This is a genomic window from Enterobacter sp. TMH.L2 (assembly GCF_050847315.1).
Lineage (GTDB): Bacteria > Pseudomonadota > Gammaproteobacteria > Enterobacterales > Enterobacteriaceae > Cedecea.
The window spans coordinates 1,882,007-1,901,418 of sequence record NZ_CP193791.1 but is presented as its reverse complement, the minus strand read 5'-3'; the positions used below and the strand labels follow the sequence as shown (position 1 = coordinate 1,901,418).

General features: G+C 49.0%; 18 protein-coding genes and 2 pseudogenes. 10 read left to right on the top strand and 10 right to left on the bottom strand.

Annotated elements, in window-relative coordinates:
• The first annotated feature begins 26 nt into the window (after window positions 1-26).
• Complete coding sequence (gene cmoA / locus ACREYP_RS09235) at window positions 27-770, top strand: carboxy-S-adenosyl-L-methionine synthase CmoA (protein ID WP_336818061.1); 744 nt, start codon at window positions 27-29, stop codon at window positions 768-770.
• Complete coding sequence (cmoB, locus tag ACREYP_RS09230; RefSeq protein ID WP_336818060.1) at window positions 767-1,738, top strand: tRNA 5-methoxyuridine(34)/uridine 5-oxyacetic acid(34) synthase CmoB; 972 nt, start codon at window positions 767-769, stop codon at window positions 1,736-1,738. The genes cmoA and cmoB overlap by 4 nt, the downstream gene beginning before the upstream one ends.
• Before the next feature lie 54 nt (window positions 1,739-1,792).
• On the opposite strand, the gene ACREYP_RS09225 is transcribed toward cmoB, so the two are convergent.
• A complete protein-coding gene (locus tag ACREYP_RS09225) occupies window positions 1,793-2,071 on the bottom strand; it encodes a YdgH/BhsA/McbA family protein (RefSeq protein WP_008453915.1) in 279 nt (92 codons plus the stop codon).
• Between the two features lie 328 nt (window positions 2,072-2,399).
• Between ACREYP_RS09225 and ACREYP_RS09220 the strand changes: the two genes are divergently transcribed.
• The 4 genes from ACREYP_RS09220 (at window position 2,400) to ACREYP_RS09205 (ending at window position 5,162) form a co-directional block, all read left to right on the top strand.
• Window positions 2,400-3,521 carry a tyrosine-type recombinase/integrase gene (locus tag ACREYP_RS09220; protein WP_498881316.1) on the top strand — a complete coding sequence of 374 codons (1,122 nt, stop codon included), beginning with the start codon at window positions 2,400-2,402 and terminating at the stop codon, window positions 3,519-3,521.
• A gap of 286 nt (window positions 3,522-3,807) precedes the next feature.
• Complete coding sequence (locus ACREYP_RS09215) at window positions 3,808-4,047, top strand: DinI-like family protein (RefSeq protein WP_498881315.1); 240 nt, start codon at window positions 3,808-3,810, stop codon at window positions 4,045-4,047.
• A gap of 354 nt (window positions 4,048-4,401) precedes the next feature.
• Window positions 4,402-4,842, top strand: coding sequence for an STM2901 family protein (locus ACREYP_RS09210; RefSeq protein ID WP_166991789.1), 441 nt, complete (start codon window positions 4,402-4,404; stop codon window positions 4,840-4,842).
• Entirely contained in the window at window positions 4,839-5,162 is a 324-nt protein-coding gene (locus tag ACREYP_RS09205; protein WP_008456755.1) for a DUF1493 family protein, read from the top strand. The genes ACREYP_RS09210 and ACREYP_RS09205 overlap by 4 nt, the downstream gene beginning before the upstream one ends.
• A gap of 96 nt (window positions 5,163-5,258) precedes the next feature.
• On the opposite strand, the gene ACREYP_RS09200 is transcribed toward ACREYP_RS09205, so the two are convergent.
• From ACREYP_RS09200 to ACREYP_RS09190, 3 genes are all read right to left on the bottom strand, one after another.
• The gene (locus ACREYP_RS09200; RefSeq protein WP_498881314.1) at window positions 5,259-5,636 is read right to left on the bottom strand and encodes a S24/S26 family peptidase; all 378 of its coding nucleotides are present in this window, start codon (window positions 5,634-5,636) and stop codon (window positions 5,259-5,261) included.
• Window positions 5,637-5,638: 2 nt separating this feature from the next.
• On the bottom strand, window positions 5,639-5,878 hold the full coding sequence (locus tag ACREYP_RS09195; RefSeq protein ID WP_008456760.1) for a hypothetical protein: 240 nt from the start codon (window positions 5,876-5,878) through the stop codon (window positions 5,639-5,641).
• A gap of 106 nt (window positions 5,879-5,984) precedes the next feature.
• On the bottom strand, window positions 5,985-6,914 hold the full coding sequence (locus ACREYP_RS09190; RefSeq protein ID WP_085938896.1) for a tail fiber domain-containing protein: 930 nt from the start codon (window positions 6,912-6,914) through the stop codon (window positions 5,985-5,987).
• A gap of 453 nt (window positions 6,915-7,367) precedes the next feature.
• Here ACREYP_RS09190 and ACREYP_RS09185 point away from each other — a divergent pair.
• The 4 genes and pseudogenes from ACREYP_RS09185 to ACREYP_RS09170 form a co-directional block, all read left to right on the top strand.
• A pseudogene (locus ACREYP_RS09185) lies at window positions 7,368-7,697 on the top strand (tyrosine-type recombinase/integrase); the annotation flags it as partial.
• A 71-nt stretch (window positions 7,698-7,768) separates the two neighbouring features.
• Window positions 7,769-7,999, top strand: a pseudogene (locus tag ACREYP_RS09180) (transposase); the annotation flags it as partial.
• Window positions 8,000-8,370: 371 nt separating this feature from the next.
• A complete protein-coding gene (locus ACREYP_RS09175; RefSeq protein ID WP_498881313.1) occupies window positions 8,371-9,444 on the top strand; it encodes an acyltransferase family protein in 1,074 nt (357 codons plus the stop codon).
• Complete coding sequence (locus ACREYP_RS09170) at window positions 9,441-10,556, top strand: SGNH/GDSL hydrolase family protein (protein ID WP_498881312.1); 1,116 nt, start codon at window positions 9,441-9,443, stop codon at window positions 10,554-10,556. Before ACREYP_RS09175 ends, ACREYP_RS09170 begins: the two co-directional genes overlap by 4 nt.
• Here ACREYP_RS09170 and ACREYP_RS09165 read toward each other — a convergent pair.
• Genes ACREYP_RS09165 through ACREYP_RS09140 form a run of 6 tightly spaced genes read right to left on the bottom strand, consistent with a single transcriptional unit; the run spans window position 10,553 to window position 19,364 of the window.
• Window positions 10,553-12,070, bottom strand: coding sequence for a tail fiber/spike domain-containing protein (locus ACREYP_RS09165; protein WP_498881311.1), 1,518 nt, complete (start codon window positions 12,068-12,070; stop codon window positions 10,553-10,555). The two genes, ACREYP_RS09170 and ACREYP_RS09165, sit on opposite strands and share 4 nt — an antisense overlap.
• 58 nt (window positions 12,071-12,128) lie before the next feature.
• On the bottom strand, window positions 12,129-14,606 hold the full coding sequence (locus tag ACREYP_RS09160; protein ID WP_498881310.1) for a host specificity factor TipJ family phage tail protein: 2,478 nt from the start codon (window positions 14,604-14,606) through the stop codon (window positions 12,129-12,131).
• Entirely contained in the window at window positions 14,593-15,009 is a 417-nt protein-coding gene (locus ACREYP_RS09155) for an NlpC/P60 family protein (protein ID WP_205246346.1), read from the bottom strand. The genes ACREYP_RS09160 and ACREYP_RS09155 overlap by 14 nt, the downstream gene beginning before the upstream one ends.
• Window positions 14,972-15,442 (bottom strand): hypothetical protein, encoded by a 471-nt coding sequence (locus tag ACREYP_RS09150; protein ID WP_166991753.1) that lies wholly within the window; start codon window positions 15,440-15,442, stop codon window positions 14,972-14,974. Before ACREYP_RS09150 ends, ACREYP_RS09155 begins: the two co-directional genes overlap by 38 nt.
• The gene (locus ACREYP_RS09145) at window positions 15,442-15,939 is read right to left on the bottom strand and encodes a hypothetical protein (protein WP_166991749.1); all 498 of its coding nucleotides are present in this window, start codon (window positions 15,937-15,939) and stop codon (window positions 15,442-15,444) included. The genes ACREYP_RS09150 and ACREYP_RS09145 overlap by 1 nt, the downstream gene beginning before the upstream one ends.
• Window positions 15,939-19,364, bottom strand: coding sequence for a tape measure protein (locus ACREYP_RS09140; protein ID WP_498881309.1), 3,426 nt, complete (start codon window positions 19,362-19,364; stop codon window positions 15,939-15,941). The genes ACREYP_RS09145 and ACREYP_RS09140 overlap by 1 nt, the downstream gene beginning before the upstream one ends.
• Between the last annotated feature and the right edge of the window lie 48 nt (window positions 19,365-19,412).

The following is a 19,412-nucleotide window of genomic DNA, read 5'->3' as shown; positions in this document are numbered from 1 at the left end:
CCTTTCGAATTTCCGGATTTAACGTTATGTCTGACCGCGATACGCTGTTTTCCGCCCCGATAGCCAAACTGGGCGACTGGACCTTTGATGAACGGGTAGCCGAAGTCTTCCCCGATATGATCCAGCGCTCGGTGCCAGGTTACTCCAATATCATCTCCATGATTGGCATGCTGGCGGAGCGCTTCGTGCAGCCCCACAGCCAGGTTTACGACCTTGGCTGCTCTTTGGGCGCGGCAACATTATCGGTACGACGCAACATTCATCACGATAGCTGCAAAATCATTGCCGTCGACAACTCCCCGGCCATGGTCGAACGCTGCCGCCGCCATCTTGACGCCTTTAAAGCGCAAACGCCCGTCGAAGTCATCGAAGGCGATATTCGCCATATCGCCATCGAAAATGCGTCGATGGTGGTGCTGAACTTCACGCTACAATTCCTCGAGCCCGACGACCGTCAACTGTTGCTGAATAAAATCTGGCAGGGCCTGAGGCCGGGCGGTGCACTGGTGCTTTCGGAGAAATTCAGCTTTGAAGATGCCGAAGTTGGCGAGCTGCTGTTTAACATGCACCACGACTTTAAGCGCGCCAACGGCTACAGCGAACTGGAAATTAGCCAGAAGCGCAGCATGCTGGAAAACGTGATGCTGACCGACTCGGTCGAAACCCATAAAAAACGCCTCAAACAGGCGGGCTTTGAGCACGCCGAACTGTGGTTCCAGTGCTTTAACTTTGGCTCTCTGGTAGCCGTCAAGTCCGGAGAAGTCGCGTGATTGATTTCGGTAATTTTTATCAGCTGATTGCAAAAAACCACCTGGCCCCGTGGCTGGAAACCCTGCCCGCGCAAATTGCCAGCTGGCAGCGTGAATCCCTGCACGGCCAGTTCAAGCACTGGTACAACACGGTGAACTATCTGCCGGTGATGACGCCTCATCGTCTGGACCTCCTGCACAGCGTCACCACTGAGTCCGCCATGCCGCTGAGCGAAGGCCAGCAGCTTGGCATTGAAAAGCTGCTCCGCAACCTGATGCCCTGGCGCAAAGGGCCCTACTCGCTGTATGGCGTAGATATCGACACCGAATGGCGCTCAGATCTTAAATGGGATCGCGTCTTGCCGCACATTTCGCCGCTTGCCGGGCGGACCATTCTCGACGTGGGCTGCGGCAGCGGCTATCACCTGTGGCGCATGATTGGCGCAGGCGCGCAGCTGGCGGTTGGCATTGACCCGATGCAGCTGTTTATTTGCCAGTTTGAGGCGGTGCGCAAGCTGCTTGGGAACGATCAGCGCGCCCACGTTCTGCCGCTTGGTATTGAGCAACTTCCAGAGCTGAACGCCTTTGATACCGTGTTCTCGATGGGCGTGCTTTACCATCGGCGCTCGCCGCTGGATCACCTCTGGCAGCTGAAGAATCAGCTGGTCAAAGAAGGCGAACTGGTGCTGGAAACGCTGGTGGTGGAAGGCGATGAAAATACGGTATTAGTGCCGGGCGAGCGCTATGCTCAGATGCGCAACGTTTACTACATCCCGTCCGCGCTGGCATTGAAAAACTGGCTGGAGAAATGCGGTTTTGTCGACGTAAAAATTGTCGACCACTGCGTCACCACGCAGGAAGAACAGCGCCGCACGTCGTGGATGATCACCGAATCGCTGGGCGATTTCCTCGACCCAAATGACAGTGGCAAAACCATTGAAGGTTACCCCGCCCCGCTTCGTGCCGTTCTGGTGGCCCGCAAGCCATAATCCACAAACAAAAAACCCGGCGCTGATTGCCGGGTTTTTTATCTTCGCCATCGCTTAGCGATAAACCTGTGCGGTGCCACTCCACAGGCTGGAGTCGCCCGGCGTGCCCAGGCCAGTAATGTTAATTTTGCTGCCGCCGATTTTCTCGGCCTTTACCTGCAGTCGGTTGATGGCATCATCGGTGCTGCCGGATACGCCACGAATGGACACGACGCCAATTTGCTCCTGTCCTGCCGGGCTGCTGTTAAGCACTTCGGGCAGCGGTGCGGCAAAAGCGGCAGATGCAAAGACGGATGACAGAGCCAGGATGACAGTTGCAGTTATTTTTTTCATTTTTAATTCCCTCTAACATAGATAGTTGTCGGAGAGGATTATTCACCCCAGGGTGTTTTGTAACGTAAGTGACTGGCAAACGAAGTTAAACAATGTGTACAAAAAGTGAAGGAAAGGTTACGCGACGCATCGCTGGTTACAAATAAAAAAAGCCCCAGCAATACGCCGGGGATATGGATTTCGCCTTAGCCATTAAATATCATCAATTCAAGAAGTTGAAAAATAATACTGTTTGCATAACCAGTATTATTATGGTGCTTTTTAGTTCGTCCTGGGGTATTTTTTCACTATCAGCACCCCACACAGCCCCCCAAGAAGGCAATGAATAATGGCTTATTACACTATCGAAAAAAGGCTGCGGCGGGATGGCACCCCCCGCTACCGCTGCACCGTCGGCGTTAAGGCCGGGGGGAAATATCTTCACAGGGAAAGCGAGACATTCACTAAGCAGAGCTTGGCAAAAGCATGGGGTGCCAAACGGGTTGCATACATTGAAGAGAATGGCATACCCGATAGTTCAGCCTCAAGCAAAGAAGTTGTCACCCTGGGCGATGCGATCACAAAATACCTTGAACACCCCGAGGTGCTGATGCAGCGCTCAAAACGTGAAACGCTCGAGCAAATTCTCAAGAGTGATGTTGCAACAGTGGAGCTAAAGAGCATCACGTCAAAAGCCCTCATTGAACACTGCATGTATCGCAAGAGCCTTGGCCGCAGCCCTAAAACTATCTCTAACGACATCTCATTCATCGCTTCAGTATTAAACGCTGCAAAGCCACTGTTCGGTATTGAGGTTAACCTCAATGAATTAGAAGAGGCAAAGAACTGGCTCAATCAGCTGCGTATCATTGGCCCTTCACAGCGGCGCAATCGGCGGCCAACGCGCGAGGAATTTCAGAGTATCTTGGTCGGGCTGGAAGAAAAGGCGAAAACTTCCTACAGCGGCGCCCCATTCCACGAAATTTATCTTCTTTCGGTTCTTACTTGTGCGCGCATAGGAGAGCTTTGCAGGATTCGATGGGATGATATAGACGAGACGCAAAAAGCTGTGCTTGTGCGAGACAGGAAGGATCCCCGTAAAAAATTCGGCAACCATATGCTGGTGCCGCTTCTGGGCGAGGCATGGAATTTGATTCAGAAGCAGCCACGAAATGATGAGAGAATTTTTCCTTTCCGAGAGCGGAGTGTTACGCAGACATACAGGCAGGTGCGGGATGAGCTGGGAATTGAGGATTTGCGCTATCACGATCTCCGGCGCGAAGGAGCAAGTCGGCTATTTGAGGCAGGGTTCAGCATTGAGGAAGTTGCCCAGGTCACCGGACACCGTTCTCTAAATACTTTGTGGCAGGTCTACACCGAGCTGTTCCCTAAAACCTTGCATCAGAAGTTTGATCACCTTCATGGGGTGTCGGGGGGCGGAGGTTCAAATCCTCTCGTGCCGACCAAATAAACATTGAAAACCAGCCTCTTACGGCTGGTTTGTGTGACTTGCTTGATATTCCTAGTTCATATTCATGGCCTAGGGCAATATTAATGACGCAGATATAGGTTGTGATTTCAAATGCAACCTGCTGTTTTATAATTAAATATATCTAAATAGGCATGATAAAAATAGATAAAATCAGTCAATAAAATTCATAGTAAAATCAACGAATAGCAAATGATTTGCAGAATGGTGTTGACTGTTACCCACCCTGTAAATACTGTATACACATACAGTATTTAAGGGGCTAAAAATGTTCGTTGAACTCGTCTATGACAAACGCAATGTAGAGGGTTTACCCGGCGCAAAAGAAATCATCCTGGCTGAGCTGACGAGGCGTGTGCATCGCGTCTTTTCCGAAGCTGACGTGCGCGTTAAACCGATGGAATCCAGCTCTGTTAACAGTGACTGCACGAAAAATGAGAAAGAGAAGCTGAGTCGTCTGGTCGAAGAGATGTTCGATGAAGCTGAGTTCTGGCTTGTTAGCGAGTAACTGGCATGGACAACATGATCATATCTGGCGTCAGGATTTACTTTCCGCGACCAGGCGAAAAGCTCCCGGTACCGTCTGCTGATATGCGTACCTTTGCGATTAAAGGTACCACTGGCGATCGTTGCTGTGTTCTTGGGTTCTGGAATGGTAAATGGCGGGTACTGTCTCTTCCTGAGTATGAGAGTTCAGGAAAGGCGATTATGGCGGTAGCCAGACGAGGGAAACGAGCATCGTGTCAATGATACAATTCAGCGGGAGCAAGCCACTTTCCGAAACTGCGCTTGGTTGTTGAAGTCCACAGTTTCTATGATTAATGTCCTTACTGAGACGATAATCATTTAGGATATTGAACGTATGGATACTATCGAACAGATAAAGGGATATTACTTTAAAGGGATGCACAATCTGCCTTGCGGGGAATTGGCTTTTTGGATCACAGTAGATGAAGCAGAGAAGCAGCTCGGTGGGATCGATATTGTTGCATTTGCCTTTATTCTTGGTGGATTGAATGTCATTCATGTTCCCGGAAAGCCGCTTACCGCAACGCCGGGAACCAGTTTTTTATCCCTCTATCTCCGACGAATGATTTCTTATCGACTTAATTCCCGCTGGCGTTCTCCAACATGGAAAACATTAGTTGGCGGGGGTTGGGCAAAAACAACAAGCTTGGGTGGACTTATAGGACGCTGGATCCCTTGGGTAGGAGTTGCGATCACTGCATATGATGTAATGATTATCGCCAAAAGAAGTATTCAGCGTTACAACCTGATTGTTCGCCCAGGAGACAAGATATGATTGAACTTGAAAGGGCAGTTTTGCAGTTTGTTAAAACAGAGCTGGGTGATAGCAGCATTGAAGTATCCTCATCGCTTAGCACCGGGAAGCACCAAACTGTACCAGAGGATATACTGGATATGATGGATAAATATTCCGCCAAATTTAACGTTGATTGCAGCAATATTCATTGGCGCAGATATTTTCCTCAGACAGTTTTACCTTTCCTGCCCAACTGTATTTTACCCGAGCGCCTGAAATCAGATCGACACAATCCTGAGCTATTTACGATCGGTATGATGATTGAATCAGCCAAAGCGGGTCGCTGGCTTTACGATTAACAATCATTTAAAACCAGCCTCTTACGGATGTTTTTTTGTCCCTGAGTTTTACGTGGGGAACTGTTGGGGAGAAATGGGGGAATTACTGCCGACGAATTACATGCATGGGTTGTCGTCAAATTCCTCCAGTCGGGCATCGTTGATGATGTACGTCACAACGCCAAACACGTCCAAAGGCTCATCATCTGATCCATGATTTTCCCGGGCGCCAGTGTCTAGCCGCTCAAGATATTTGTGCGGGTGGAGCCGCAGCCGGCGCAAACGAAATTCCCCGTCAATTGCGCAGGCCAGAATCGATCCGTCACACTGCGTGGCCGCCGTGTCGACAACCAGCAGAGCCCCTTTGATAATCCCGGCGCGCAGGCATGCTTCCGATGCGCGCATGAAGTATGTAGCAGCTGGCCTGCTGATCAGTTGACGGTCGAGAGAAATTCGGCTCTCTACATAGTCCTGAGCTGGCGATGGAAAACCCATGATCAAAGTCCTCCGTTAGGGTTGTAAACCATAAATGTCCTGGCTTCACCCTCTTCTGTCGATACGTCTTTGAAGGTGCTAACAGAGCTCTCAATCCAGTCGTTCGCTTGTTTCAGGCTCCACCGCCAGTTCACTTTGTTCAACTCTTTCACAAAGTCAGCAGTAGTGACCGTGCGCCGGCCGTTTTCCTCTATCCTCAAAGCCTTCCAAAATGCTCCTTCAATATCATCACGACGTGGCATATTTCACCCCAATAAATACTGTTTATACATACAGTATATTTTGGAATTTTTAGGAATCAACAGTAGAAGAGGCACGATCGGCTAAGGGTCTGGCAGGAGGGAGAATTTATTTTTTCGCTAACAGTGCTTCGAGTTCTTCTATCCGGGTCCCCTGCCGCTTCACGGTCTCGGCTAGTTCATTGAAGCCATTAACAAGTAGCGCGACCACGCCATTGTAGTTAACGCCAAGCATCTTTTCTTCACCGTACTCATACACGCACTCGGGCAGCACCTCGTTAACGTCCTGTGCGATTAAACCCGCCTCCTCTGAATAATAGGAGTGCTCATCTTCTACCAAATTTCCGCGCTTGAGATAGGTATAACCGACCAGGGATGACAGTTTTTCCAGCGGGGTTTCTATGCGTTTGAGATTGGCTTTTAAACGCAGGTCAGACGCACTTACCCAGTTACCCTGGGCCGTGCCGTTTGCATAGAACGTTGACTGGAAGCCACCCACAATGAGAGCCGTCGCGTGGTTATTATCCGCTGCAATAACGGTGCTCATGCAAGAGCCCCAATCCCGGCCCCATTCGACCGATTTCCATACAGTTGAAGCCCCGCCTGTTACCTCCGACTGTATGATTGTTCCGGCGCCCATGCTACGCCAGTTACCCCACGACCCACCCTGAACTCTAGCGGTCGACATCGCCCCAGAAGCCCCTGCTACTACGCCACCAAAAGCCAGTCTCGCTACATCATTTAATTCAGGGAATGAAATTTGTTTTGCAACATTGATATTATCAACCCCGGAAAAAAGCCCATTCTCATCAAATTGAAAATATCTATGCTTTTCCCGGCCATTTGTTACGTGGATTGTCGCTTTTGCCGCTTCACTTTGCACTTCATGATACATGCGTGCCATCGACACAATAGCAGTACCGTCATCGGTCAGCCTGCGGGACTCAAAAACACCGCCATTTTGCACTGCACTGGCTTTTGTATCGAGCCGTAGTCCTCCATGAGTCACTAAATTGCCATCACCCAGACCAAGGTTCATGCGTGCGTGTCCCGCATCGGTTGCACCGGTACCGCCTGACGTCACTGGGATTGGTTTATTAACTCCCCACCCGTCCTGTATCTGGAATAATCCATCATCACCGAGGACTATCCTGTACCCCCCTTTCGGGGAGTATGAAAAAGAATATTTGTCGAACGTTTTTAATAATGATGCAAAATAGTTAAGTGATGGACCGGTGTATGTACTTCCGTCAGGAAGTTTAACGGTAATTGTCCCTGTTCCGCTGAATACCTGCTGCCAGTTCTGCTTGTCATAGTTCAGGGCCGCTCAGTTGCTACGGTAAATTTCTACATGGGAGTTATCTACGGGATGTTGGGCTTCGCTAAAGCCAATGGCTACATCAGCGAAAATCCCATGGATGGGATGTCTCCGCTTCGCCGTTCTAAGGTAGAGCCAGACCCACTTACTCGTGAGGGATTTGTTCGACTTATTGATGCGTGCTCAAATCGGCAGGTTAAAAACTTCTGGTCACTGGCGGTATATACCGGATTGAGGCATGGCGAGATGTGTGGCATTGCATGGGAAGATATCGACCTGAAGGCCGGCACATTGACAGTCAGAAGGAATCATACTCTGACCAAAGAATTCACCCCGCCAAAAACAGACGCTGGAACAGACAGGGTGATCATACTGATTGATGCTGCTCTGGAAGTTTTGCGCGATCAAGCCGAGCTGACGAGATTAGGAAAGCAGCATGAGATTGATGTGGTCTTGAGGGAGTATAAAAAGAAGGAAGTCCACAAATGCACGTTTGTGTTTAACTGACATGCTCCCCGTTGATTAATACACACCGATGTTAGTAATGTCTTCATAAGCCACATGAGGACATTCCCATGAAGAAGCGTTTTTCCGACGAACAGATCATCAGTATCCTCCGCGAGGCTGAAGCCGGGGTTTCTGCCCGTGAGCTCAGCCGTAAGCACGCCATTTCCGACGCCACCTTTTACACCTGGCGTAAGAAGTATGGCGGTATGGAGGTGCCCGAGGTTAAGCGCCTGAAGTCGCTTGAGGAAGAGAACGCCAGGCTCAAGAAACTGCTTGCCGAAGCCATTCTGAACCAGAAATTATCGTCATTTGCCCCATCCATGCCCCACGCAAAAGTGATTTGATTAAATTATTCAGTAAAATCAAATAGCTTAATCAACTAAACCTGCATGTTCATCATATGAGGAGTTAAATTGTAAGATAGAGAAAGAACAGGAAACATCACGATTCAAGACAGAGATTTAGCGCGAGAGTGTTTGAGCTGTTGGTAAGTTCACGCAACCTCGCGCTAGTTTTTTGTCCCATCCATGCCCCATGCCATGAAGATGACACATGTCATCAGCGCTAGACGAATCGACGCCATCTGTGGCTTTGCTCTAACCCGCAAACAGAATGATCAGATTCCTCTTAACTGTTAGAATCATTCGCCTTTTAACAGACAAGAAAGTTGATGATGATTGCCAACATTCAGTATTTGCGGTTCCTTGCCGCATTCCTCGTGATTTATGCTCATGCTAACCTGGCCGTTTATGGCATCACACCGCAGATTACAAACCTTGGTGGCGTCGGCGTTGACATATTCTTCATCATCAGCGGCTTCATCATGCCGTACATCATTTATGGCGGTCTCTATAAAGATGGCATGACGCCAAAGTTAACGCCGCTGGGATTCATTAAACGCCGCATAACCCGAATCTGGCCTCTATACCTAGTAGCAACATTAGTTGTTGTGTTTACTTCCTGGCTTGTTGATTCAGGTGCTATATCCCATCCAACGGCAGACTTTGCGTATATCTTCAACGGCTCGCGGCTAGACCTCATGTGGATCATCAAAACGATGACGTTCATGAACTTCGACAAGCCACCAATCCTTGGCATAGGCTGGACTTTGCAGTTTGAATTCCTGTTTTATTTCTTGCTTGCGGGCCTGCTTGCGATTGGTATTAAAAAAGCCAACTCACTCGAGTTTTATTCAGTCTGCGCCCTAGTAGTTTTCGGCGCAGGTAATGCACTGGCTCACGGCGAAAGTAAGGTTCTGGTAACGCTATCAAGCCAGATGTTTATAGAATTTATCCTTGGAATGTATCTGTACCGGATGTATTCCGCAGGATGCGTTCTGCCGAAGTGGCTGGCGTGGGTGGGTATTGCTTCTTTCTTCCCGCTTTTTGCTTTCGCTAACTCGGGTGTTTTTGCTTATAACGATTATTCCCGACTGCTGACATGGGGCACCCCGGCGTTCGTGATTGTCTGGTCAGCGCTGAGCCTTGAAGGGGTAATTCCTCACAATCGAACTTTCCTGCTGCTGGGCGACTCATCTTACAGCCTGTACCTGTCCCATGGTATTTCAGCGCCAGTATTTCTGTTTATCTGGACACAGTTTGGTCTCGATAAGACGGTGAGCATAGCTCCTTATGTTATCGTCTATTACATCTACTGCCAGATTATCGCCCTTGCATGCTATAAGTTTATTGAGAAGCCTGTTAATGGCTGGATAAAGAAAAAAGCATACGGAAAAGCTAAATGAACAAATTAATTGTTGCATCATTGCTGTCGGCGTCATTCAGTGTTCTTGCTGAAATACCCGCTACACCAGATAACTACACAACATGTAAAGATGTTAAGTGCAGTAATTATATTGTGAATAAATTCAATATTCACCCTTCATTTTTTGGCGGTAAATTCATCTATTCAGATACTATTTATGCATCTGAAGATTTTAAAAGCGATCGCCTTTTATTCAAGCCAACTGGCCCGATAATGATGTTTAATCAGACCACTGGTGAACTCTATCGTAAATATTTTGATTTTAAAGTGTCAGGAGACATGGTGCAGATTTTACAGGGATCAAGTATTCCTGTGGCAAAGAAAGGGTTCAGCAAGCCAACCAAAGAAGATAAAACCTTCAACATTAACTTAACTCCTGAATATCAGAAGTATCAGATTTCAGCTTCTTACAAGAAGTCAGATCGCCTGTACCTCAAGATGAGCGGCGGGGTTACAGACTTACGTAATTACGTTAATAGTTTGAATGACATGAAAGTTACGTATTACGGGGATAGCATCACTTTCGGCGCTAATGCTACCGACATCTACTCGGAGCCACACCAGCCACCATATGTTGGCCTTGTGTCTGCTTACATGGCTATGGTGAAAGGTGGGGAATATCATTACTACAATCCATCGGTGCCGGGATGGACAACAGGCAATGCGTATTACAATACAGATGGAAGGCTAACTAAATTTAACTCTGACGTTTATGTTTTGGCATTCGGCATGAACGACGCTAACGATTTGCCAGCTAAAGATTACGCATTTAACATTGATGCTTTGATAAAAAATATAAAAAGCAAAAATAGTAATGCACGAATCGTACTGCTTTCTTCTACCCTTCCGAATCCTGAATGGGTGCTACCGAAGAAGGAGTATTTCCCGCTATACAGCGCAGAGTTGAAAAAATTATCTCTCAAATATAATCATGTGACATTTGTCGATATAACTAACGTCTGGGTTCAGATGCTTCAGCGAAAAAACATTTACGCGATTACTGGCAATGGCGCTAACCACCCGGCAGATATGGGCCATAGAGTTATAGCGGAAGCATTGTTAACCGCCTTCCTTGGCGATGACTTTTCTTAAACCACAATTTTCAGGAAGTTTGAAGCATCCTTATAGATGGTGCCCGCAGGGGCACCGGATATTTCCGCAAGAGTTTTCACATTTTTAAGAGACATCATTCCATCACCTGATAGTTCAATGCTCTGCGCTCCGTTATTCATGTTTATCTTCAATGTTCCTACAGAGCTCCCACCATTTGAGCTCGTCCATTCCAAAGATGCGATATCTAATGATGCACCACTGTTAGATGTTCCCTGCAGCTTGATCCTGGCTGTTCCAGTTCCGTCAATCCTGAAAGCAGCATTCGTCCCATTTGGCATTAATATATCAAGAGGTTCTTTTGGATAAAGAGTGTGAATGCCTACAAAGGGCATGTCACTAGCTCCGCCACCTGCAGGGGTCCATGCAATAGCCGGTATTAAAGAGTTTGCAAAAAGAGCGCCTGATCTCGCATTACTGTTAACAGCTGGACTGCCATCGTTGATACCAGAACCTATTGCAATTGAGCCGCCATATGCCTGAATGTTTTTTCCTATAGCAATTGATCCGTCTCCAGCAGCGCGGGCTCTATATCCGAAAGCTGTCGCACCAATACCATCGCTTGCAACTCCTCCAGGATCTGATGTGAAACCTCCCCTGGCCTGGGTGAGATAACCAGCAGCAAAAGCCGCCCTGGACAAAGCTTCTGTTTCTTCACAGAATGCTGCTGACTTTGAACCCAATGCAAGGACATTTTTACCAATAGCTACAGAACAATAACCCTCTCCATTTGGAGATGTTATATGATCAGGATCGCCAGTTGCACTTCCCGCCCCACCAGCAATAGATGCAACACCATAAGTTACGCAGTCATGTCCAAATGTGGATGTGTACACAGCAAAGGACGCACCATTACGGTTAAATGATACGGAGTAATCTCCGATCATGGCAGGGTCGCCCCAGGAGTTTCGAGAAGGGAGCCCTCGCCAGAAGTTCTTTTCATCATCAAGCGGCTCAAGATCAGAACCGCCAATTCGCAAATAACCTTTTACTTTGTCAAATATCCACATTAATCCCTGCGTGAGTGATGAGCTCGATGGGATGCCGTAGTTTACCTTTTGACCAATGAGTTTTAGCCCATCTTCTTTCGACAGGTCAGAGCGAAGAACTGTGTCACCAACACTCAGCCACTTACCCGGCCCAATCCCTCCCGATGATTCTGGTGTTGAATTAGGAGACACATCTTTCCGACCAGATGCAAATGATCCAGACCACTTATAGTATGAGTTATCAGCAGTGTTAAAGAGCACTTCATTTGGGTTTGAAACTGTTGCGCCAGTTGTGAAAGTTACGCCGGTCAGCGTTACGTAGCCAAATGCATTCATCACCTGCTGAGCGAGATAGTTGATGCCCTCGATAGTGTAATGTTTGCCACCGAATCGATCGATATAAGTCCAACCCTGAGACGTAACAAACTCGTCGATTTTGCCGGCGTTAAACTTCAGGTCGCGAGGCGATTCACTTGGCACTGCGTTATTAGTTGGTTGGGTAGCCATAATTTTTCCAATAAAAAACCCGGCACATGGCCGGGTTGTGGTGTTAAAAAATCGAGGGTTATGGGTAAATCAAATCGCTATATTCTGCGACGCTTAGAGAGACTGTGTTATCAGTGTTTGGTTTGATGCTGTTGACAGTCCATAGTTGACTGTCTAGTTCTTCCACGGTCGCAATCAGATAGCGCGACGGGAGCTGCACAGTTTCTCCGTTCCATATATTGAGTTGTATGCTGGGGATCGCCGCAGTGAAGCCATATTTAGTGTCATTACGGGGGATTGCCGGGTATCGAAGTGTGGGATTGCCAAGGTTGTCTGTCACCAGGACATACATCGAGCTGGTAAACATGATTGGCTCGCTTGTATCAAAGTTATTCCCAGTACGCCCCGTGATGTAACCCTGCTGCTGGTTACTGTCATAGATATCAGCTATCTGAACGACGCTACCGACTTGCATAATTCCGTCTTCAAACACTTTGGCGTTCATCTTCACCCGTGAGTAGATCAGACGCTTTGTTTCGCGTAGCGCGCGCTCCCGCGCCTGGTACTCGTTACGGAAGCCGACTATCTCCAGCTTGTTCGGGTTCTCTGCTTCCTGCTCGACAATGGCGCCGCTCAGTACGCGGTAGTTAATGTAGGTCTTGTTGTTCGTGGTCGGATGAACGTAGGACACCTGAACGCCATCGTAGCCACCAGGAAGCGTAGCCTCGTACGTCATTTTGTACTCGTCCGTCTTCATATTCGCCCGATTGAAAACGGCGGCCGGGTGAACAACTTTTTGATCACGGGTAAACGTCAGTACACCATCATCCCAATACGCTATGACAGATGCCGCATTGCAGATTGCCTGTACCCTATCACCGAGCGAGTCGTTTTCATCGTCAAATGTGTAGTCGAAGTAGCCCAGGCGATTATCTGGCAGACTCTCGGCGATGGAATAAAGACCGTACAGGTCAATACTGCTCACCGACTGCTCACCCATGATTAACCAAGTGTGTGCCACGGCATCTGCAAAGGAGCGCGAAGCTCGCAACGTGTAGTCAACTGACTGCGTGTTCAGGTTGTAGGAAATGGTATGCCGGGTTACCAAAGCATTATATTTACGCTCACGGCTTCCGAGCGCGTTTTCAGTGGCTCTAACGCGTACTCGAACCAGAGTGTCGGTCGGGTGCACGACATTGGCCCTGATATTTACCGCATGAATCTCCTCTACTTTGAGTACGCTTGCATCGCTGGAGTTGTCAGTACGCTGAAAATTGATTGCATACTTACCAAAACCGCCATTCGGTGTGATTTTCGCCGTTCTGTAAAAAACCTCACTGGCTGAGTGGTGCGGCGTTCCCTGGGCAAAGTTAAATGTCTGCTCAGTTCCTGGTATCTGGTTATGCTCATCATCTATCTTCCAGATAACAACCTTCCAAAATGTCGAGTGATCGCCACCCAACTGAGACTGTGTATGTATCCAAAGTTGCGAGGACTCGACGGGTGAGAAGAATGGCCCCACCACAAGTGCTTCGTTGTCGTTCAGGACAAACTTAGTTGTGTTAATCGTCGCGTTGGAAGGTACGTCAGCGGGACCATCAAGTTTATCCATTGTGAATGTGTACCATTTGACTGGATTCACCAAGGAACCGTCATCAGACTCTGATGCACTGATAAGTGTGCCAGCAAATGTGGCGTCTTTTGTTATATCGCCTGTCGGCGTTGGATAAGTTACGCTTATTGTGAAAGTGACAGCGTGCGGAAGAGCAAGACCGATAAAGTATTCAAACTCAGCCTGTTTCACAATTTTCATCGCTATCTGTCCACCGGAGTATGTACCGCTCACAATGGTGTTAGCTGTTGCGCTCTCAACAGGGAAGTTGCTTGCCTCATTCTGTCCTGGAACTTCCTGTCCATCGACATCATCAAAGCCGTAACCTTCTACAATCTCAGGTATCACCTCACCTGGCTGGTAAAACTGAAATGACGCGCCGGCAAGCGACCCCAGACTGGACTCAGAATAACGAACAGATGAATAATCGTAGGTTCCGATACCTACGCACATCCATTCAGTGACGTATTTCAATCCTCCGTCGATATCGCTCTGCCTGACGTATTCAAAAATTGATTCCTGTATCAAATCCGGGAAAGAGCGAACCTGTCCGTAAATATCAGGCTTTGCTTTGTAAACACGAGCGGTGTTGGTCTGGCCCGTCAGGCTGTTGTTCGGGGAGTCGACGCTGTTTCCACCGGTGTTTGCGATAGCAGGCTTTGGTGCCAGAAACGAAAACACCTGACTAACAACTTTGAAGATTGGGCTCAGTATGTCGCCAACGATGCCTTTCGGCTGGTCAAATATCTGGATACAGTCCAGCTCGCTCAGCTCAATAGCAAGATCATCATCGTCACTCAGCTTCACGCCGTTTCGGACGATCATTAGGTCACTGTGGAGTGAGCAATCGTTAGCAGCCAGCCAGTCATAAAAAAGGGTGCCGTTTGGCACCCTGAAGCGTTCTTTTGGCGTTCCCGGGAAACGCTGAAGCTCAATCAACGCCATATTTGAAAAACTCCACTTTGGTAAATGCCCGCTGAATGACCAGTAACGAATCCATGCGCACGCTTCCGTTCTCGCCGCGAGAGTGCAGCGCCTTACGATTCAGAACCAGGCCAACATGAGCCGGTTGCGACCCTCGATACCCGACGAATATTCCGCCTTCTACCGGTTTATCAATCTGGCGCCAGAAAACCACGTCGCCCTGATAGCATGTGAAGAAGTCTTCCTTGGCTTCGTAGTCCGGAGTCTGGTGCAGTTCAATGCCGAGAACGTGGCGGTAATACAGCACCACTAGGCCCCAGCAGTCGACCCTGTCGAACGAGCAAGCCCGGTTAGCCCACGGCGTGCCAATCACCTTACTTATAAAATCAGAGGTACTGCAGACCGGTGTATTCGAGTGGATCATAAAGTCGACCTATATTGTTGTTCAGCGGATTAGTGACAGACAAGGTGACGGATGCCGCTTCAGCGTCGATATCCACCGTTTTGACATATAACTGCCACGACTTGATCGGCACCGATACGTCTCCGCTGTCGAATACCTGTCTCGTGGCCGTGATGGCTGTCAGCCTCGCCGCGCCTTTCCATTTCTTCATCAGCGATTTGATATCTGTAGACAGCCTCCCAAGCTTTACCGTCGCGTCGATCACCGGCGTACCGCTCTGCTGACTTTCTTCAATCTCAAATCGCGCTGGCGTGTAAGTCTGGCCACCAAGCGTCTTCGGGAAGAACTGCTTATCGACCAGGCGGACATAGCCAAACGATGGGTGATAGAAGGTCATGGTGTCGAACAGGCCGCGCGTCGGGCGCTGCTGCTTGTACTCCCTGAAGCTAGGCATTATGGAGCCCTCGGTAATGATTCTGGATCACGCCCGTCCGGATAACCCGTCACAACGATATCCAACCGGCTATCCCAAGGCTGCGGCAGTTCAACAATGATGTCGTCGAATTCGTCGTCTGCGTTGTAGAGATGATTGGCTATAACCGTTCCAGTCCAAGTAACGGCACTTCCGTCAATACTGGTTTGCACTGGCATCTGTGTGAAATGCAACTCCTGCAGTTGTAGTCCACTCCCACCAAGATTGATATTCATCCTGAACCAGTTCAGGCCACGGTTGAGATAGTTAGGGCTGCGTAACCACTGCTGAAATGCTCGCTCTTGCGCTAGGGTGAAAATCCACGTCAGCGACCAGGTAACCTTCAGGTCATCGGTCTGGCTCTCAAAGATAGCCGGGCCGACCGCTGGCTGATCGGTCTGGAACCCGGTATCGAGCGTCATGTTTTTGCTGGTCTTCTGCGCCAGCGGCAGCCAGTCTGGATAGTCGATAATTGGCATCAGCCCTGCCCCCTCGGAGTGCGTTTAACGTTCATGTTGCTGGTTATGGCATTACTGATCGGGCCGCCATTGTTCAGGTCTGCAACGATGACATCAACGGTCAGACCGCCATTTCCGTCGGTACTTGCCTGTGCATCAACCGAGGATGACGTGTAGTTCTGGATGTTAATTACCACCCCGCCACCGCCCACTGCGGTCATATCCTTGTTGCTTATCACCTTGCCGTTATCACCGGGTATCATGTACTGCTTACCGGTGCTGGCCTGGTAAATCTCAGGCATGCCGCCCTCGCCAACCTGATACATCCCTCCCGCAGTTACTGGTCCGCCGTTTTTACGCTTACCCAGCAGATTAGCCCCAACAACCCCAGCCACCGCTCCAAGCCCTATGGCTGCAGCCGTACCCATTGATGCCACGGATGAGAGTATAGCCGCTGGAGTCCATGCCGCAGCTGTTGTAGCCGCTGCTGCGGTGCTGGTTGCTGTTTGCGTCGCCACTGCAGCCGTTTGAACTGCCGTTACAGTACCAATTGCAGCAGTTTGTGCAGCCTGACCCATGATCGCAGATTTAACCCACTCGACACCCATCTGAACAAACGTATTAACAAGGCTGTTGAGTGCATTGCTACCGATAGAGCGAAGCGCATCCTCTGCTGTCATGCTGCGGGTGATTATACCGGTCAGCGCGTTGGAAGCGTTGCCAGCAAAGCTATCAAATGCCGCTGCTGCTGCCTCGCTCCCTAAGCTCTGCTGCCGCCAGATTTCCCACTGAGCCTCTACGCGCTGCATCTCAAATTGCCGGTTGGCAGCATTTCTCAACGCAATACCTTGCTGCTCAGTAATCGTCCTGTCGCTCTCGAATTGCTTGATAAGAGCCAGTTTGCGGGCATGCTCGTTTGCCAGTTGCTGCACAGGGTCAATTGTTCCAGCCGCTTCCTGCTGAGGGCTAACGACCGCATCAGAGCGTATTTTCGCGATATTTGACTGGTGCTGCTGCTCAGCTCTCTCGGTGGCCTGATTAAACTCATCCTGAGTTATTTTCTTAGCGTCGAGTGCCGTCTTGAGGTCTCTCGCCTCCTGGGCATAGCGAGTTGATTCCTGTCGTTCCGGGATGAGCTTCTCAGCTGCGGCTTGGGCTTTAATTGAGTTGGCAACGTCCCATTTTTTTGCTGCATACTCACCCGCTTGAGCTATTTGAGCATCTGTAGCGCCTTTACCCAGTGATTGCTGAGCATTTAAAATAGTTTGCTCGCGACTTAGTTCGCGTGTTGATTCTGCTGCTAAATCAGATTGCTGTTTCAGATTAGATAGCTTTTGTGCAACGGATTCCTGCTCATTGCCGGTCTTTTTGGCCTGTGCTGCGCTGTCTTTAGCTTCCTTTTTTGATTCCTTTTGCGCTTGCAGCGCATCATACTCAGCTCCAGCCCTTTGCCTTGCAAGGTTGACATCCTGTTCAATTCCGCCAAGCGCCCTTATCTCCTGCTCAGCTTTTAACTGAGCCCTCTTCTTATCATTAATCTCACTTTGCAGATCAACCTGGCTGGAAAGCTTATCGAGATACTCTTGTACTTTTGCTGGACGCTCAACCATCAGAGATGATGCGTTAAATTTCTCCTTGGCTTTGGCTGCTATATTGATAGCGTTTCCTAGGTTGCTCATTATCCCCGCTACCGTTCCGGCTTCCTCGCCATCCCTTCGCAGAAGATCTATCCCTTCTCTGAACTGTCCATTAGCTTGCGCCCGAAGCAATCCGAGAGAGCTTGTTGTTCTGCTGAGCTTATTTTCTGCCTCTTCAACTTTTCCTGCCTGGATTGCCAGGCTGCGATTGGCTTCCGCAAGGTCGTCAGCTACTGCCGCCGCCCCCCTAATCTGCGCAGCCTGTTCAATGAAGGTTTTCTTTTGCTCAAGTCGATCATATTCCGCTCTCAAATCCCCGATAGCATCTTGCTGGTCGATGATTGACTGCTCGGTTTTCGCGATGGCAGCAGCAATTTGAACAGCGCTTAACTGCTTCATCTTTGCAGTAAGCCCATCAAGAGAATCTGCAAAATCGATGCTCTCCTGCTTGGCTTGCTGCGCCTTTTGATAGAAATAATAAATCGCAGTTGCTGCGAGCATTGCAGCACCGGCAGGGCCGCCAATGAAAGAAAGAGCGCCTTTCAGCAAGGTAGCTGAAGCCGCGTAGACCCTGTTTGCAACCGAAGCCTGTTGCGTGGCCGCTGCAAGTCTTGCTTTTGCAGCGGCTGCCGCGTTATCAGCTGCAACTATATTTTTCTGAATTGCTGCATACTCTGCCTGGTAGGAGACCGACAGGCCATACTGTTTATTTATTGCTGCCTGAGTTGCCAACTGGCGAGCTTTAGCCTGCTCAGATGCAATAATGGCCTGAGAGTTTTTTATCTCGGCTTGAGCGCTGGCAATCGTAGCCTTGGCGTTATCGTATTCAGCCTTCTGCTGCCTGATTGTTGCTGTAACGCCTGAAACTTTAGCCTGTGTCGCCATCGTTAACGCGCCAACATAACGACTCCCCATGATTGCAGCAACACCGGTTAAAGCCACTCCAAGTACGTCAATGTTCTCACTGATGCTGACAATTGAAGAATTGAACGTTGCAACACCGGATTTTACGGTGGAGTTTTCACCGAAGAATTTCGTGATGTTATTGCCAGCCACTTCTAATGCCTGGCTAATCGTCGTGGTAGTATTAGCGAACTCTTTACCTATCGCATCCCCCTGGGATAGCAATCCTTTTACCACTACATCGGTAGTCAGCTTGCCTTGTGCTGCCAGCTCACGCATCTTACCGACAGTGACACCCATCGAATCAGCAAGAGCAACGATTAATCGGTTCCCCTGCTCATTAACTGAGTTAAACTCCTGGCCCCTTAACGCTCCGGATGCAAGCCCCTGAGAAAGTTGTATAACGGCGTTTTTAGCTTCCTGCGCTGTAGCTCCAGAAACTATGAACCCCTGATTGATTATTGTTGTAAGATTTGCAAGTTCGCTGGCACTGGCTCCATATGAGCGAGTCGCCCTCTCCAGCCTTGAGTAAAGAGTAGCCGTGGCTTCTAAGCTGCTTCTTGTCTGCTGAGTGATGTTAAAAACAGTTTCAGTGACATCCGCCAGCTGCTGATTAGGCCTGATGGCATTTGATAGCTTATTGTTTAGTGTTGTCCATGCGTCAGCATATTGCGCCACCTGCTGTACAGACAATATTGCCATCAGTGAAGCAGCAACTCGGCTTAAACCTGAAAATGATGAGGCAGTGGAAGATGCTGAGCGACCAGCTTTATCTAGCCCATTTGATAGCCCGGAGGTGGAGCTTCCAAGCGAATCGAGCCCACCTTTTGCTCTTTTGACGGAGTCCATCAGGCCTTTTGTTTCAAGGTCTACTTCGTAATAAATACCGCCTAAATCCTGCGCCATATTTTTCTCCGGGCATAAAAAAACCCGCCGAAGCGGGCTGATCAAATA